Genomic DNA, 14,294 nt, shown 5'->3' with positions numbered 1-14,294 from the left:
CGGCCCTTTGGGGCCTGGGAAGACCCCACACCTCGGCCCTTTGGGGCCTGGGAAGACCCCACACCTCGGCCCTTTGGGGCCTGGGAAGACCCCACGCATCCGACGCCGCAGGCTCATCCTCGAAGATCGCCCGGACAGGGCCTAACCGGCCCGGCTCTGGACCAACTCGTCGTAGACGCTGAGCACTTGCGCGACCGTCTCGTCCTCCGTCTGCCATGTTCGCGCCTGCGCCCGCCCCGCCGCCGCCAGCTCGGCCCGCCTCACCGGGTCCGACACCAGCCGGGACACCGCTGCCGCCAGCGCGACGGCATCCCCGTACGGCACCAACTCCGCCGCTTCACCGACCAGTTCCGGTACGCCGCCCACCGCGGTCGCGACCAGCGGGACGCCGAGGCGCAGAGCCTCCTGCGCGAGCAGGGAGCGGGCCTCCCAGCGGCTCGGCAGGACGGCCACGTCCGCCGCGGCCAGCAGGTCGGGGACGTCGTCGCGCCGTCCCAGCAAGCGCACCGGCAGGTCCTCGCGGTGGATCCGGCGCTGGAGCGCGGCCCGTTCCCGGCCCTCCCCCGCAACCATCAGGAGCGGGACCGGGTCGAGCCCGCCCCACCTTCGTGCGGCATCGAGCAAGGTGCCGTAGCCCCGGTGCGGCACCAGGCTGCCCGCGGCCATCAGCAGCGGACGGTCCACGACGCCCAGTTCGGCGCGTGTCTTGCCCTGCTGGCCGCGCTGCGCACAGCCCTGAGGCGCCGCGACCGGTGCGAGGCGGGCGTCCCGGGCGCCGCTCTCACGGGCCCGGTCGACCAGCTCGGAGCATGTCCCGAAGACAACTGTCGCCGCCCGCGCCGCTCTTCGCTCCAGCAGGCGCAGCGCATGGCGCCGGGCGCCCTCGCTGTGGGACCTGGTGTGCCAGGTGACGACGAGGGGGATCCGCTGACCGCTGATGGCGAGCGCCGCGCGGACGGCGGCGTGCAGACCGTGTGCATGGACGATGTCCGCGCCGCCGCATACCGCGCGCAGCGCTCCCACCACCGCGGGGTCACTTCGGCGCGGCAGGGGCGCGAAGTGCGCCCCCGCACCCGGGAAGTCGTAGGCCTGATCCAATGCGGCGGGGGCGCACACCGTCACCCGCACGCCCCGTGCCGCCAGCCCGGCGGCCAGCGACCTGACGTGCGCGCTGCTGCCCGCACTGCCGCCGCCCAGCACCTGGACCGTACGCAGCTGTGTCACGCGCCAAGGATGCCAGTCCGTACGCACGTTCCGGCACCGCCCCCGCGCCGCGCCCAGGCAAGGAACGGGTACATGGGAGTGCTGGGATCACTCACATGGGTGATCCGGCCGCCGTGCCGTACGCCACGGCGGCCGCGGCCACGAGCACCGGGTGTCGCCGAGCACGGCCGGTTCCCCAAGGTCATCGTTGAGGACGGCGGCCACCCCGGCGCGGCCCGCTGCCCCTGCGCGCCCGGCCCCGCAGGCGTCCCCGGCACCGGCGCGGTCCGTACGACGCGCCGCCGCGGGCCGCCGCCGGACACCCGGACCCGGCCGACCCCTGCGCTCGGCGCGCCGGGCCCGGGCACACACGTCCGGTTGCGCACACGGGGGCGGGGGCGCACCCGGCGGGGATGCGCCCCTCAGCCGGCGTGCACGCCCCCGCGCGCTACCCGTCCGCCCGTGCCGCGGCCAGGAGCTCCTCCGCGTGTGCGCGCGCCGTCTGGGAGTCCTCCTGGCCCGCGAGCATCCGGGACAGCTCGCGCACCCGGTCCTCACCCTCCAGGACCGTGACACCGCTTCGGGTGACCGAACCGTCATTGGTCTTCTCGACCAGCAGCTGGCGGTCCGCGAACGCCGCCACCTGCGGCAGATGCGTCACCACCACCACCTGGGCCGACTTCGCCAGCTTGGCCAGCCGCCGGCCGATCTCGACCGCGGCCTTGCCGCCGACGCCCGCGTCGACCTCGTCGAAGAGATACGTCGGCACAGGGTCGGTGCCCGCGAAGACGACCTCCACCGCGAGCATCACGCGCGACAGCTCACCGCCCGAGGCGCCCTTGGCGATCGGCCGGGGCGGCGCGCCCGGGTGCGGGGCCAGCAGGAGTTCGACCTCGTCGACGCCGTAGGGCCCGTACACCACCGAACGGCCGCCGACCTCGACGCCCGAGGCCTCGTCCGCCGCCTCGCTCTGCCGGATCGCGAACGACACCCGCGCATGCGGCATCGCGAGCGATGCCAGCTCCTCGGTGACCGCCTCGGCGAACCGGGCCGCCGCCTCGGTGCGTGCGTCCGTCAATGCCTGGGCAAGGCCGGAGAGTTCGTCACGCAGTGCATCCCGCTCAGCTGTGAGCTCGCCGATCCGGTCGTCGTCGCCGTCCAGCTCGATGAGCCGGGCCGCGCCCTCCTCCGCCCATGCCAGCACGGACGCGATGTCCTCGCCGTACTTGCGCGTCAGTTGTGTCAGCGCAGCCCGCCGCTCCTCCACCGCGGCGAGCCGCAGCGGATCGGCGTCCAGATTGTCCGCGTAGCCGGCGAGCTCGCCGGCCACATCGCCGAGCAGGATGGAGATCTCCCCCATCCGGTCCGCGAGCGCGGCCAGCGCCGGATCGTGGGAGCGTACGGCGTCCAGCGCCCGCCCGGCGCCCGCGACCAGCGTCGTGGCGTCGACGCCCTCCGGGTCCTCGGGGTTGCCGGCCAGCGCGCCGTGCGCAACGGCCGCCGCCGAGGCCAGCGCCTCCGCGTGACCGAGCCGCTCCGCCTCCGCGGCGAGCTCGACGTCCTCACCCGCCCGCGGCTCGACGCCCGCGACCTCGTTCAGGCCGAAGCGCAGCAGATCGGCCTCCTGGGCCCGCTCGCGCGCCCGCGTGGTCAGCTCGTCGAGCTCCGCGCTCACCGCGCGCAGCCGCCGGTAGGCGGCCGCGTACTTGGCGTGCGGCCCGGTGACCGCGTCGCCCGCGTACCGGTCGAGCGCCTCGCGCTGCCGGGCGGGCCGCAGCAGGCCCTGCTGGTCGGTCTGGCCATGGACGGCGATCAGTTCGTCGGCGAGCTCGGACAGCATGCCCACCGGCACGGACCGCCCGCCGAGATGCGCACGGGAGCGCCCCTCCGCCGAGATGGTCCGGCTGATCAGCAGGGTTCCCTCGTCGAGTTCGGCCCCTGCCTCCTCCGCCCGCAGCGCCGCGGGGGCGTCGGCGGGCATCCTGATCCGACCCTCCACCACGGCCGACTTCGCGCCGATCCGCACCAGGGCCGGGTCAGCGCGCCCGCCGAGCAGCAGCCCGAGGCTGGTGACGACCATGGTCTTGCCTGCCCCGGTCTCGCCGGTCACCGCGGTGAAACCGGGCGACAGCTCGACGACCGCGTCGTCGATGACCCCGAGCGACCGTATCCGCATCTCCTCCAACACGGACACGACCTTACGAGGTCCGAGCCCCCGAGTGCGACGGGCCCCGGCCACTGATTCACTCTCCCGGGCAGCCGGGCGCCGCAGCAAGCCGCGGCCGGGCGTCGCGCGACGGGGGCGGCTAGCTCGGCGCTCCGCGCCAACCCGACACCGGCAGCGCGAACTTGGCCACCAGCCGGTCCGTGAACGACGCATGGTGCAGCCGGGCCAGCCGTACCGGCACGGCGCCGCGCCGCACTTCGACGCGAGCTCCCTGCGGCAGCTCGACGGTCCTGCGCCCGTCGCACCACAGCACGCCGTGCGGGGTGTGCGGCTGCACCTCCACCGCGAGGACGGACGTCGGAGAGGTCACCAGCGGCTTGGCGAACAGGGCGTGGGCGCTGATCGGCACCATCAGCAGCGCCTCGACCTCCGGCCACACCACCGGCCCGCCGGCCGAGAACGCGTACGCCGTCGAACCTGTCGGCGTGGCGCACACGATGCCGTCGCAGCCGAAGCCGGTGACCGGCCGGCCGTCGATCTCGAGGACGACCTCCAGCATCCGTTCCGGGGAGACCTTCTGGACGGCGGCCTCGTTCAGCGCCCAGTCCCGGTACACGACATCGCCGTTGCGGTGCACGACGACATCGAGGGTCATCCGCTCCTCGACCTCGTAGGCGCGGGTGACGACCCGGTCCACGACCTTGTCCAGGTCGTCGCGCTCGGCCTCCGCGAGAAAGCCCACCCTGCCCAGGTTGACGCCCAGCATGGGCACCCCGGAGGCGCGGGAGAACTCGGCCCCGCGAAGCAGCGTCCCGTCGCCGCCGAGCACGATCAGCAGCTCGCAGCCGTCGAGCACCTCGGGTGTGGCGTCCACGACGGTCTCCACGGACGCGGGCAGCGGCAGATCGGCTGCCTCGGCCTGGAGTACGCGTACGCCGATGCCGCTGCGCAGCAGCCCTTGGACGACGAGCTCGGCGCTGCGGATCGCCGCGGGCCGGCCGGTGTGCGCGAGGAGGAAGACAGTCCGTCTCGCAGGCGTGTCTGCCGCTTCGGCCGATGCTGCCGAAGCCGGTGAAGCTGCTGATGTCGTGGTCAACGAGGTCCCTCCGCCACTGCACGGTCGACGTCCGCCGGATCGAGCTCGGGCGCCCCGGCCCGGAGCCACAGAAAGTATTCGACGTTCCCGGAAGGACCCGGCAGCGGGCTGGCGGTGACCGACCGCACCCCGAGACCGAGCTCCCCCGCCCTGCGCGCCACGTCCCGTACGGCCTCGGCACGCAGCTCAGGACTGCGCACCACACCACCGCTGCCGAGGCGCTCCTTGCCCACCTCGAACTGCGGTTTGACCATCAGTACGAGGTCCGCGTCGGGCGCGGTGCAGCGCACCAGCGCGGGCAGAACCAGCCCGAGCGGAATGAAGGACAGATCGCCCACCACAAGGTCCACCGGCACTCCGTCGATCGTATCCAGCGTCAATTCACGGACGTTGGTACGGTCCTTGACGGTCACGCGTTCATCGCTCTGCAGAGACCAGGCGAGCTGGCCGTAGCCGACGTCCACGGCGACGACATGCGCGGCGCCCGCCCGCAGCAGTACGTCGGTGAATCCGCCGGTCGACGCTCCCGCGTCCAGGGCCCGCCGGCCCTCGACCTTCAGCCCGAGCGGTACGAAGGCGGCCAGCGCGCCCGCGAGCTTGTGGCCACCGCGCGAGACGTAGTCCGGGTCGCTGTCGTCGGATGCAACCACGATGGCGGCGCTGGTCTCGACCTGGGTGGCGGCCTTGCCGGCGGTGTTGCCGGCGACGGTCACCCGCCCTGCGGCGATCAGCTGGCTCGCGTGCTCGCGCGAGCGCGCGAGTTTGCGGCGTACCAGCTCGGCGTCCAGACGGCGGCGGGCCACTCCTGCCACGGTGGGTTCAGCTCCTGTAGTCGTTCGGGTGGCCCGAAGGGCCGCGATGCGGGGTGGTGGTCGGCAGACGGGCGGGAGAGGGCGAGGGCTGGGGCTCCTGGCGGGTGTCGAGCGCGGTCAGTGCGTCCCTCAGCCCTCGATGTACATCCTCGTACACCTCCAGGTGTCCGTCCGCCGGGAGGTGGTCGGCGTCGCCCAGCCGCTCGAGGAGCACGTCGACCTCGGCGTTGCCGGTGAGCGTGCGCTGCACGCCGAGCGGCGCGGGTGCGGCCGGGTCGTCCGCCTCGGCCACCGGCGCGCTCTCCTCGGGAGCCTCGTGCTCCGGTTCCGTGCCGGGTCCCGGCATCGAGTCGTTCATGCCCAGACGCTATCGCGAAGCCCTGCGGTACCGTCGATCACGATGGCCACAACGCAAGAGTGCCGCAGCGCACTCGACAAACTCTCGGACAATCTGGCGAAGGCGGACGGCGACGTACGCGGCGCCGCTGCGCTGGACCGTTCGCTCAGCTGCCACATCACGGACCTGGACATCACCTTCACCGGACGGCTGGGCGCCGGCCGGATCGAGGTGCTCGACACTCTGCCGGGGGCGCCGCGCGACAAGGCCCAGATCCGGCTGGCGATGACGGGAGACGACCTGGTCGCGATGGTGGACGGAGAACTGAACTTCGCCAAGGCGTGGGCATCGGGCCGGGTGAGACTCGAGGCGGGTTTCCGCGACCTGCTGCGCCTGCGGACGCTGCTGTAGCGCTCACTTCGGCGCGCACCTCCGGTGCGCTGCCGGGCGCGTCCTGGCCGGCAACGTGTGCGTCGCGCCGGCGCGGATGCCCCGGCGCTCCACGACCTGCGGTCGGCCCACGGCGTGTGACACTCGCACACCGTGTGCGCCGGTGCGCGCCGCCGTAAGCCTCTGCGCCTGCCCGGCGCCCAGTCACTTCAGGTCTCGCAGCCCGCCGGCCACCGGGGCTTCGCCGTCCACGGCCCCTGAACCGCGGGAGCACGGCCGGACCCAGAGGCACCCATGCACGCTGCGGCCCACGGGCCGGCCACCGGGGCTTCGCCGTCCACGGCGCCTGAACCGCGGGAGCACGGCCGGTCCCCGAGGCACCCATGCACGCTGCGGCCCACGGGCCGCGCGACGGCCGGCGTCAGCCAGGGCTGCCGACCGCGGCTCCGCCGCCGGCACTCGTGGCCCAAGGCGGCGTCCGCTCTCAGACCTTCACCTGCGCGCCGCGCCCGCGGGCCGCCGGGACCACCAAGGGCGTGCCGGACTCCGGGTCGTCGATGATCCGGCTCCTCACCCCGAAGACCTGCTCCACCAGCTCCGCCGTGACCACATCGGACGGCGGGCCCTCCGCCACGACCTTGCCGTCGCGCAGCGCGACGAGGTGGGTCGCGTAGCGGGCCGCCTGGTTGAGGTCGTGCAGGACCGCGACGAGCGTGCGCCCCTGCGACTCGTGGAGCTCCGCGCACAGATCGAGCACCTCGAGCTGGTGCTGGATGTCGAGGTACGTCGTCGGCTCGTCGAGCAGCAGCAGCGGTGTCTGCTGCGCGAGCGCCATCGCGATCCACACGCGCTGCCGCTGCCCGCCGGAGAGTTCGTCGACATAGCGGTCCGCCAGCTCGTGGACCGCGGTCGCGGTCATCGACTCCTCGACGATCCGCTCGTCCTCGGGCGACCACTGCCTCAGCAGCCCCTGGTGCGGGTAGCGCCCGCGGGCGACCAGGTCGGCGACCGTGATGCCGTCCGGCGCGATCGACGACTGCGGCAGCAGGCCCAGCGTCCTGGCGACCTTCCTGGCGGGGAGCGAGTGGATGGCCTGCCCGTCCAGCAGGACCCGGCCCCGAGTGGGCTTGAGCATCCGCGACAGGGCACGCAGCAGCGTCGACTTGCCGCAGGCGTTCGGGCCGACGATCACGGTGAAGGAGTGGTCGGGAATCTCCACCGAGAGGTTCTCGGCGATGACCCGCTGGTCGTAGCCGAGGGTGACCGATTCCGCGCTGAGGCGCTGCATTGCCGTCGTACTCCTGGATCCGTAGGAAGTCATATCCGTCCCGCCTTGCGCTCGGTGACGAGCAGCCAGAGCAGGTAGCAGCCGCCCAGCACCCCGGTCACCACACCGACGGGAAGCAGGCGGTCGCCGAACGCGTGCGTGGCCACCCAGTCCGCCACCAGCAGCAGGGCGGCGCCCATGACGGCGGCCGCGACCAGGTTCGGCCCCGGCGAGCGGGTCAGCCGGCGGGCCAGCTGCGGCGCGCTCAGCGCGACGAACGCGATCGGCCCGGCGGCGGCCGTCGCGACCGATATGAACAGCACGCCCGATGCCATCAGCACCACTCGGGTGCGCTCGACCGGCACCCCGAGCGCGTACGCCGCGTCGTCGCCCATCTCCAGCATCCGCAGGGGCCGCCCGTGCAGGAACACCAGTGGCATCAGCACCGCGCACATCCCGAGCAGCGGCCACACCTGCGCCCAGTCGCGTCCGTCGAGGGACCCGGTCATCCAGAGCGTGGCCCGGGTGGCGTCCACCAGGCTCGCCTTGGTCACCAGATAGTGGATCACGGCCGTGAGCATGGACGCTACGCCGATACCGACGAGCACCAGCCGCAGGCCGTGCACGCCGCGCTTGAAGGCCAGTACGTACACGGCGGCACCGGTCACCACACCGCCCGCCACCGCGCCGCCCGCCACCGCGAGCGCCCCGTCCTGGGTGAGCACGATGACGCTGAGCGCGCCGACGGCGGAGCCCTGGCCGAAGCCGATCACATCGGGGCTGCCGAGCGGATTACGGGACAGGGACTGGAAGATCGCGCCGCTGAGCGCCAGGGACGCCCCGACGAGCAGCGCGACCAGCACCCTCGGCAGGCGCAGCTGCCGGACGATGAGTTCCTGCGCCGGCGTGCCGTTCCCGAGAAGGGTGCCGACCACGTCGCCGAACGACATCGGGAAGTCACCGCTGCCGATGAGGACCACTGCCGTAGCCGCCGCGGCGGCGGCGAGCAGCAGGACGACGACCGCCGACCGGGGGTCGACCCGTACGGAGAGCCCGCCGGGTGTACGCATCACGTTCCTCACAGCTGGGCCATCCTCTTGCGGCGTACGAGCTGGATGAAGACGGGCCCGCCGATGAGTGCGGTCACGATGCCGACCTGCAGCTCGGAGGGGCGCGTGACGACCCGGCCGATGACATCGGCGCCCAGCAGCAGGACCGGCGAGAGCACCGCCGCGTACGGCAGGATCCAGCGCATGTCGGGCCCGGTGACGGCGCGGACGAGGTGGGGAATCATCAGACCGATGAAGACGATCGGCCCGCAAGCGGCGGTCGCCGCCCCGCACAACAGGGTGACGGTGAGCATCGACAGGACGCGGGTGCGGTTCAGGTGCGCGCCGAGCGAACGGGCGGTGTCGTCGCCCATCTCCATCGCGTTCAGCGGCCGGGCCAGCAGCAGCGCCAGCACGATGCCGACGGCGATGAACGGCGCGACCTTCTTGATCGTTCCCATGTCGGCCGAGGCGAGCGATCCCACCGTCCAGAAGCGCAGCCGGTCCAGCGCGGCCGCGTCGAGCAACTGAACTGCGTTGATGTAGCCGTACAGCGCGGCAGTCGCGGCCGTCCCCGCGAGCGCCAGCCGCACCGGGGTGGCGCCGCGGCTGCCGCCGAGGACGTACACGGCACTGGACACCACGGCCGCGCCGAGGAGCGCGAACCACACGAAACCGGTGAGCGAGGTGACACCGAGAAAGCTGATGGCGGAGACGACGGCCGCCGAGGCACCGGCGCTCACCCCCAGCAGGCCTGGCTCCGCCAGGGGGTTACGGGTCAGCGCCTGCATCACCGCACCGGCGAGCCCGAGGGCCGCACCGACGACAACGCCGAGCAGCGTCCTCGGGACGCGCACATCCCGGATGATCACGTCGTTGCCGGTGCCGGTGTTGTGGAACAGGCCGTCCCACACATCGGAGAGCGGAATCGCCTTGGCGCCCAAGGCGATGCTCGCGACGCACACCAGCAGCAGGACGCCGAACGACACGAGCAACCCGACGGCACGCAAGGCGTGCCGCTTGGGAGTCACCGGTGCGGATAGCGGCTCCGCGCTCTGTTTCGGGGGACTGTCGACCAACACGCGGTTAGGTTAGCCTCCCTTTGGTAGCGCCTCGGCGGCGGGAGTCGGCGCCTCGAACCAAGGCAGCTGACCTCGGGCTACAACCCCAGCCGGGCCAGGGCTTTTCCGGCGTCGAGCGTGCACGCGCCGTCCCCCGCGTGCGACCAGGCGGCAGCGCACAGCGCCCGCAGCCCGTCCAGCGACTCGCCGTCGCCCTCCAGCGCCAGCACCTCACCGCGCGCCGTGGCCGTCCATCCACCGCAGCGGAACCCGTCCTCGCTCTCCGCCACTGCGGGCTGCCCGGTGAGCATCCCCCGCAGATCGGCATCCACATAGGTCGGCCGGTGCTGGGGCACGGCGGCCAGCAGCTGCGCCGCGTCCGTCACCCCGGTCAGGACGAGCAGCGAGTCCACGCCACCGTTGAACGCGCCCTCGATGTCCGTGTCCAGCCGGTCGCCGACCACCAGCGGCCGCTCGGCACCCGTCCGCAGGATCGTCTCGCGGTGCATCGGGGGCAACGGCTTCCCGGCGACCTGCGGGACGGCTCCCGTGGCGATGCGCACGACCTCCACCGCGGCGCCGTTGCCGGGCGCGATGCCGCGCGCGCTCGGGATCGTCAGATCCGTGTTGGACGCGAACCACGGCACCCCGCGCGCGATCGCGAAGCAGGCCTCGGCGAAGCGCCCCCAGGCAAGCTCCGGACCGCCGTACCCCTGGACGACCGCCACCGGACCGTCATCGGCCGAGTCCACCGGCTCGAGACCGCGCTCGCGCAGCGCGACCCGCAGCCCCTCGCCGCCGATCACCAGCACCCGGGATCCGGCCGGAACCTGCTCGGAGATCAGCCGGGCCACCGCCTGCGCAGAGGTGATGACATCGTCCGCGGCGGTCGGAATCCCCAGCTCGGTCAGATGGTCCGCCACGGCGTCGGGCGTGCGCAGCGCATTGTTGGTGACGTACGCGAGGTGCATACCGCCCGCGCGCGCCGTCCCCAGCGACTCGACCGCGTGCGCGATCGCCTCGCCGCCCGCGTACACCACACCGTCGAGATCCAGCAGGGCCGTGTCGTACGCCTCGCTCAGTGCCTGCGTACTGCCGCTCGGCCGGTTCCTGCCCTGCTGACTCATCCGCTTCCGCTCCTCGCGCTCGGGTTCACTCCCCCGATCATCGCTCATGTGCGCACCCCACATACGATGCACAAATGAACACCGAAGGTCCGGCGGCCAATGACGGTCTGCATCTGATCCCGTTCCGTGGACTGCGCTATGTCCCTGAGCGGGTGGGCAGTCTCGCCGCCGTGACCTCGCCGCCGTACGACGTGGTCGTGCGCCCCGACGGCCTGCACCACCTGGAGTCGGCGGATCCGTACAACATCGTCCGGCTGATCCTCCCGCAGGCGGCCGCCGCCGGCACCCGCCATCGCAAGGCCGCGGACACCCTGTCGCGGTGGCTCACCGAAGGCGTTCTGGCCCCGGACCCCGAGCCCGCGCTGTACGTGTACGAGCAGCGCAAGGGCGACATCCTGCAGCGCGGCATCATCGGGGCACTCGCCCTGTCGGAGCCGTCCGAGGGGGTGGTCCTGCCGCACGAGGACGTGATGCCGGACATCGTCGCGGACCGGGCCGCCCTGATGCGTACGACGGCCGCCAATCTGGAGCCGCTGCTGCTCACCTATCGCAGTACGAACAACGGGAACGGCGCGGCAGCCGTCATCGAGCGCGCAGCCCGGCGGCCTCCGCTGCTGTCGACCACGACCGAGGACGGTTTCAGCCATCTGCTCTGGTCGATCACGGAGCCGGGTGAACTGGCCGAGGTGCGCGACGATCTGTCCCGGCGTCAGGCCCTGATCGCCGACGGTCACCACCGCTGGGCGACATACCTGCGCCTGCGCGCCGAGCACCCCTCGCACGGCCCGTGGAACTACGGCCTGGTGCTGCTCATCGACACGGCCCGCTACCCGCTCCAGGTCCGCGCGATCCACCGGCTGCTGCACCAACTCCCGGTCTCCCAAGCGCTCGCCTCGCTGGGCGACTCCTTCCGCAGCCGGCGGCTCGACGTCCCGCTGGAGCAGGCACTGGCCGCTCTCGCGGAGGCGGCGGCGGAAGGCAACGCCTTTCTCCTCGCCGGCGACGGCTCCTTCCACCTCATCGACCGGCCGGATCCGCAGCTGCTGTCCCGTACGGTCCGCGCCGACCGTCCCGAGACCTGGCGCAGCCTGGACGCGACCGTCCTGCACGCCACGCTCCTGGACCATGTCTGGCAGATCCCGGACGCCCCCGAGCACATCGGGTACATCCACGACACCCTGGCCGCCGTCGACCAGGCCGAACGCCGCGGCAGCACGGCGGTGCTGATGCATCCGGTACGGGAGGACGTCGTGCGCGACCTGGCGCGCGAGGGCGTGACGATGCCCCGGAAGTCGACGTCGTTCGGCCCGAAGCCGGCCACGGGACTCGTCCTGCGCAGCCTCGCACTGGACTGACGCGGCGTGAACATGGCTGAGGGCGGCACCCACAGCGGGTGCCGCCCTCAGCCATACGCTCAATCGGACTTACTCGGCCTGCTTGCCTTCGGTCCCGTCCGCGGTGTCGTGCTCGTCCTCGCCATCGCGGTCGTGCGCGTCGTCGTGGTCGTGCGCGTCGTCGGGGCCGTGGACGTCGTCGTGGTCGTCCTCGTCCATGACGTCGACGAATTCCACTCCGTCCAGCTCGGCAAGGCGGTCCGACGCGTCGGTCGCTCCGTCCTTGTCGGCCTCGAGCGCCTTGGCGAACCACTCGCGCGCCTCACCCTCCCGGTCGGCGGCCAGGAGCGCGTCGGCATACGCGTACCGCAGCCGCGCGGTCCAGGGCTGCACCGAGCTGGACGCCAGCTCAGGGCTCTGCAGGGTCACGATGGCGGCGTCGATCTGCCCCATGTCCCGACGTGCTCCGGCGGCGACGAGCCGCATCTCGACCTGGCCGGCCTTGTCGAGCTTCTGGACCTCGGGCTCACCGGCCATGGCCATCGCCCGCTCGGGCCGTCCGAGCCCGCGCTCGCAGTCCGCCATGACGGGCCAGAGCTCGACGCCGCCGGTCATCCGCCGGGCCGCCCGGAATTCGGCCAGCGCCTCGGAGTACTTCTGCGTCGCGTACGCGGCGAAGCCCGCCGCCTCGCGCACAGCAGCCACACGCGAGGCGAGCCGCAGCGCCACCCGGGAGTAGGCGTACGCCTGCTCGGGGTCTTCGTCGATCAGGTTCGCGACCATGACGAGGTTCCTGGCAACGTCCTCGGCGAGGCCCTTCGGCAGGCTCTGGAGCTCCTGCCGTACGTCCTTGTCGATCTCCTCGCCAGTGACGTCGTCGGGAATCGGCAGCCGCTTGATGGGCTCGCGGTCCGGACGGTCCCGGTCCTCGCGACGGCCGTAGCCACCGCGGTCCCGGTCACGGTCGCCACGCTGGCCACGGAAGCCGCCGCGGTCGCGATCGCGGTCACGGTCGTCGCTGCGGGGACCGCGGAAGCCACCACGGTCACTGTCGCGACGGGGGCCGCTGGGCCGGTCGTCACGGCGCCCGTAGCCACCGCCGCCGCCGGGGCGGCCGCTACCACGGTCGTCGCTGCGGGGACCGCGGTACCCACCACGGTCATCGTCCCGACGCGGAGCACGATCCCGGTCCCTGTCACGGTCATCGCGACGGAAGCCACCCTGACGGTCATCACGGCGATCATCCCTGCGATCGTCGCGACGGTCATCCCGGCGATCGTCCCGCTGACCGCGGTACCCACCGCGGTCGTCGTCGCGACGGAACCCGCCACCACGCTCGTCGTCCCGGCGCCCGTAGCCACCGCTGCCGGCACGGTCGTCGCGACGGAACCCGCCGCCACTGCTGGGGCGGCCGGCACCGCGGTCATCGCGGGGCCAGCGCTGACCACCGCGGTCGTCCTCGCGACGGGGGCCGCTGGGCCGGTCGTCACGGCGCCCGTAGCCACCGCCACCGCCACTGCCACCAGGCCGGTCGTCACGCCGGAAGGCACCGCCACCGGCGCCGCCACGGTCATCACGACGGAACCCGCCGCCACTGCTGGGGCGGCCGGCACCACGGTCGTCACGGGGCCCGCGGTACCCACCACGGTCATCGTCACGCCGGAAGCCACCGCCACCGGCGCCGCCACGGTCATCACGACGGAACCCGCCGCCACTGCTGGGGCGGCCGGCACCGCGGTCGTCGCGGGGCCAGCGCTGACCACCGCGGTCGTCCTCGCGACGGGGGCCGCTGGGCCGGTCGTCACGGCGCCCGTAGCCACCGCCACCGCCACGGTCGTCACGGCGGAAGCCACCGCCACTGCCACCGGCACGGTCATCACGACGGAAGCCACCGCCACTGCTGGGGCGGCCGGCACCACGGTCATCACGCGAACCGCGGTACCCACCACGGTCATCGTCCCGACGCGGACCACGGTCATCGTCCCGACGCGGACCACGGTCGCGGTCACGATCGCCAGGCCGGTCATCGCGACGGAAGCCACCACCCCCGCTGCTGGGGCGGCCACCACGGTCATCACGCGAACCGCGGTATCCGCCACGGTCGTTGTCTCCGTCCCGGCGAGGCCCACGATCCCGGTCGTCACGACCACCGCGGAAACCGCCGCGGTCACCACCGTCCCTGCGACGCGGCTCTCGATCCGGACGATCGTCGGGAGAGTTGGTGGACATCGGTGTGACTCCTGTCTTCGGGTACCACAGTCATTCTCGCGCAGCCGGCCATCGGTCGCGCTTCGGCAAATCAGCAAAACAAAAAAGGACCCTTGGTCCAGCGTGAACGCTGGACCAAGGGTCCTTGAAAGATTGTTCGGCGGCGTCCTACTCTCCCACAGGGTCCCCCCTGCAGTACCATCGGCGCTGAAAGGCTTAGCTTCCGGGTTCGGAATGTAACCG

Annotated in this window: 12 protein-coding genes, 1 rRNA gene and 1 pseudogene; 2 read left to right on the top strand and 12 right to left on the bottom strand. The window is 72.7% G+C overall.

Going from position 1 to position 14,294, the window contains the following annotated elements; translation table 11 throughout:
* Window positions 1-141: 141 nt before the first annotated feature.
* The 5 genes from ABZ208_RS15160 to ABZ208_RS15140 all read right to left on the bottom strand — a co-directional run bounded on the left by ABZ208_RS15160 (window position 142) and on the right by ABZ208_RS15140 (window position 5,636).
* Window positions 142-1,224, bottom strand: coding sequence for a glycosyltransferase family 4 protein (locus ABZ208_RS15160; protein ID WP_356909935.1), 1,083 nt, complete (start codon window positions 1,222-1,224; stop codon window positions 142-144).
* Between the two features lie 427 nt (window positions 1,225-1,651).
* Window positions 1,652-3,379 carry a DNA repair protein RecN gene (gene recN / locus ABZ208_RS15155; RefSeq protein ID WP_356910052.1) on the bottom strand — a complete coding sequence of 576 codons (1,728 nt, stop codon included), beginning with the start codon at window positions 3,377-3,379 and terminating at the stop codon, window positions 1,652-1,654.
* 130 nt (window positions 3,380-3,509) lie between these two features.
* The gene (locus ABZ208_RS15150; RefSeq protein WP_356909934.1) at window positions 3,510-4,466 is read right to left on the bottom strand and encodes an NAD kinase; all 957 of its coding nucleotides are present in this window, start codon (window positions 4,464-4,466) and stop codon (window positions 3,510-3,512) included.
* On the bottom strand, window positions 4,463-5,278 hold the full coding sequence (locus ABZ208_RS15145; RefSeq protein ID WP_356909933.1) for a TlyA family RNA methyltransferase: 816 nt from the start codon (window positions 5,276-5,278) through the stop codon (window positions 4,463-4,465). The genes ABZ208_RS15150 and ABZ208_RS15145 overlap by 4 nt, the downstream gene beginning before the upstream one ends.
* A 7-nt stretch (window positions 5,279-5,285) precedes the next feature.
* Window positions 5,286-5,636, bottom strand: a complete 351-nt coding sequence (locus tag ABZ208_RS15140) for a hypothetical protein (protein ID WP_356909932.1) — start codon at window positions 5,634-5,636, stop codon at window positions 5,286-5,288.
* A gap of 42 nt (window positions 5,637-5,678) precedes the next feature.
* Between ABZ208_RS15140 and ABZ208_RS15135 the strand changes: the two genes are divergently transcribed.
* Window positions 5,679-6,026, top strand: a complete 348-nt coding sequence (locus tag ABZ208_RS15135; RefSeq protein WP_356909931.1) for an SCP2 sterol-binding domain-containing protein — start codon at window positions 5,679-5,681, stop codon at window positions 6,024-6,026.
* 463 nt (window positions 6,027-6,489) lie between these two features.
* Here ABZ208_RS15135 and ABZ208_RS15130 read toward each other — a convergent pair whose 3' ends face one another.
* From ABZ208_RS15130 to ABZ208_RS15115, 4 genes are all read right to left on the bottom strand, one after another.
* On the bottom strand, window positions 6,490-7,293 hold the full coding sequence (locus ABZ208_RS15130; RefSeq protein ID WP_356909930.1) for an ABC transporter ATP-binding protein: 804 nt from the start codon (window positions 7,291-7,293) through the stop codon (window positions 6,490-6,492).
* A gap of 29 nt (window positions 7,294-7,322) precedes the next feature.
* Window positions 7,323-8,342, bottom strand: a complete 1,020-nt coding sequence (locus ABZ208_RS15125; RefSeq protein WP_356909929.1) for an iron chelate uptake ABC transporter family permease subunit — start codon at window positions 8,340-8,342, stop codon at window positions 7,323-7,325.
* 8 nt (window positions 8,343-8,350) lie between these two features.
* Window positions 8,351-9,352, bottom strand: a complete 1,002-nt coding sequence (locus ABZ208_RS15120; protein WP_356909928.1) for an iron chelate uptake ABC transporter family permease subunit — start codon at window positions 9,350-9,352, stop codon at window positions 8,351-8,353.
* 128 nt (window positions 9,353-9,480) lie between these two features.
* A complete protein-coding gene (locus tag ABZ208_RS15115; protein ID WP_356910051.1) occupies window positions 9,481-10,509 on the bottom strand; it encodes an HAD hydrolase-like protein in 1,029 nt (342 codons plus the stop codon).
* 74 nt (window positions 10,510-10,583) lie between these two features.
* On the opposite strand from ABZ208_RS15115, the gene ABZ208_RS15110 reads away from it, so the two are divergent.
* Window positions 10,584-11,864, top strand: coding sequence for a DUF1015 domain-containing protein (locus ABZ208_RS15110; protein WP_356909927.1), 1,281 nt, complete (start codon window positions 10,584-10,586; stop codon window positions 11,862-11,864).
* A 69-nt stretch (window positions 11,865-11,933) separates the two neighbouring features.
* Here ABZ208_RS15110 and ABZ208_RS15105 read toward each other — a convergent pair whose 3' ends face one another.
* From ABZ208_RS15105 to rrf, 3 genes and pseudogenes are all read right to left on the bottom strand, one after another.
* Complete coding sequence (locus ABZ208_RS15105; protein ID WP_356910050.1) at window positions 11,934-12,734, bottom strand: hypothetical protein; 801 nt, start codon at window positions 12,732-12,734, stop codon at window positions 11,934-11,936.
* Between the two features lie 501 nt (window positions 12,735-13,235).
* Window positions 13,236-14,072: pseudogene (locus ABZ208_RS15100) on the bottom strand (tetratricopeptide repeat protein); the annotation flags it as partial.
* A gap of 134 nt (window positions 14,073-14,206) precedes the next feature.
* A 5S ribosomal RNA gene (gene rrf, locus ABZ208_RS15095) occupies window positions 14,207-14,294 on the bottom strand; the annotation flags it as partial.

This window comes from Streptomyces sp. NPDC006208 (assembly GCF_040613775.1).
Taxonomy (GTDB): domain Bacteria; phylum Actinomycetota; class Actinomycetes; order Streptomycetales; family Streptomycetaceae; genus Streptomyces.
This window is presented reverse-complemented; position numbering and strand designations above follow the sequence as displayed.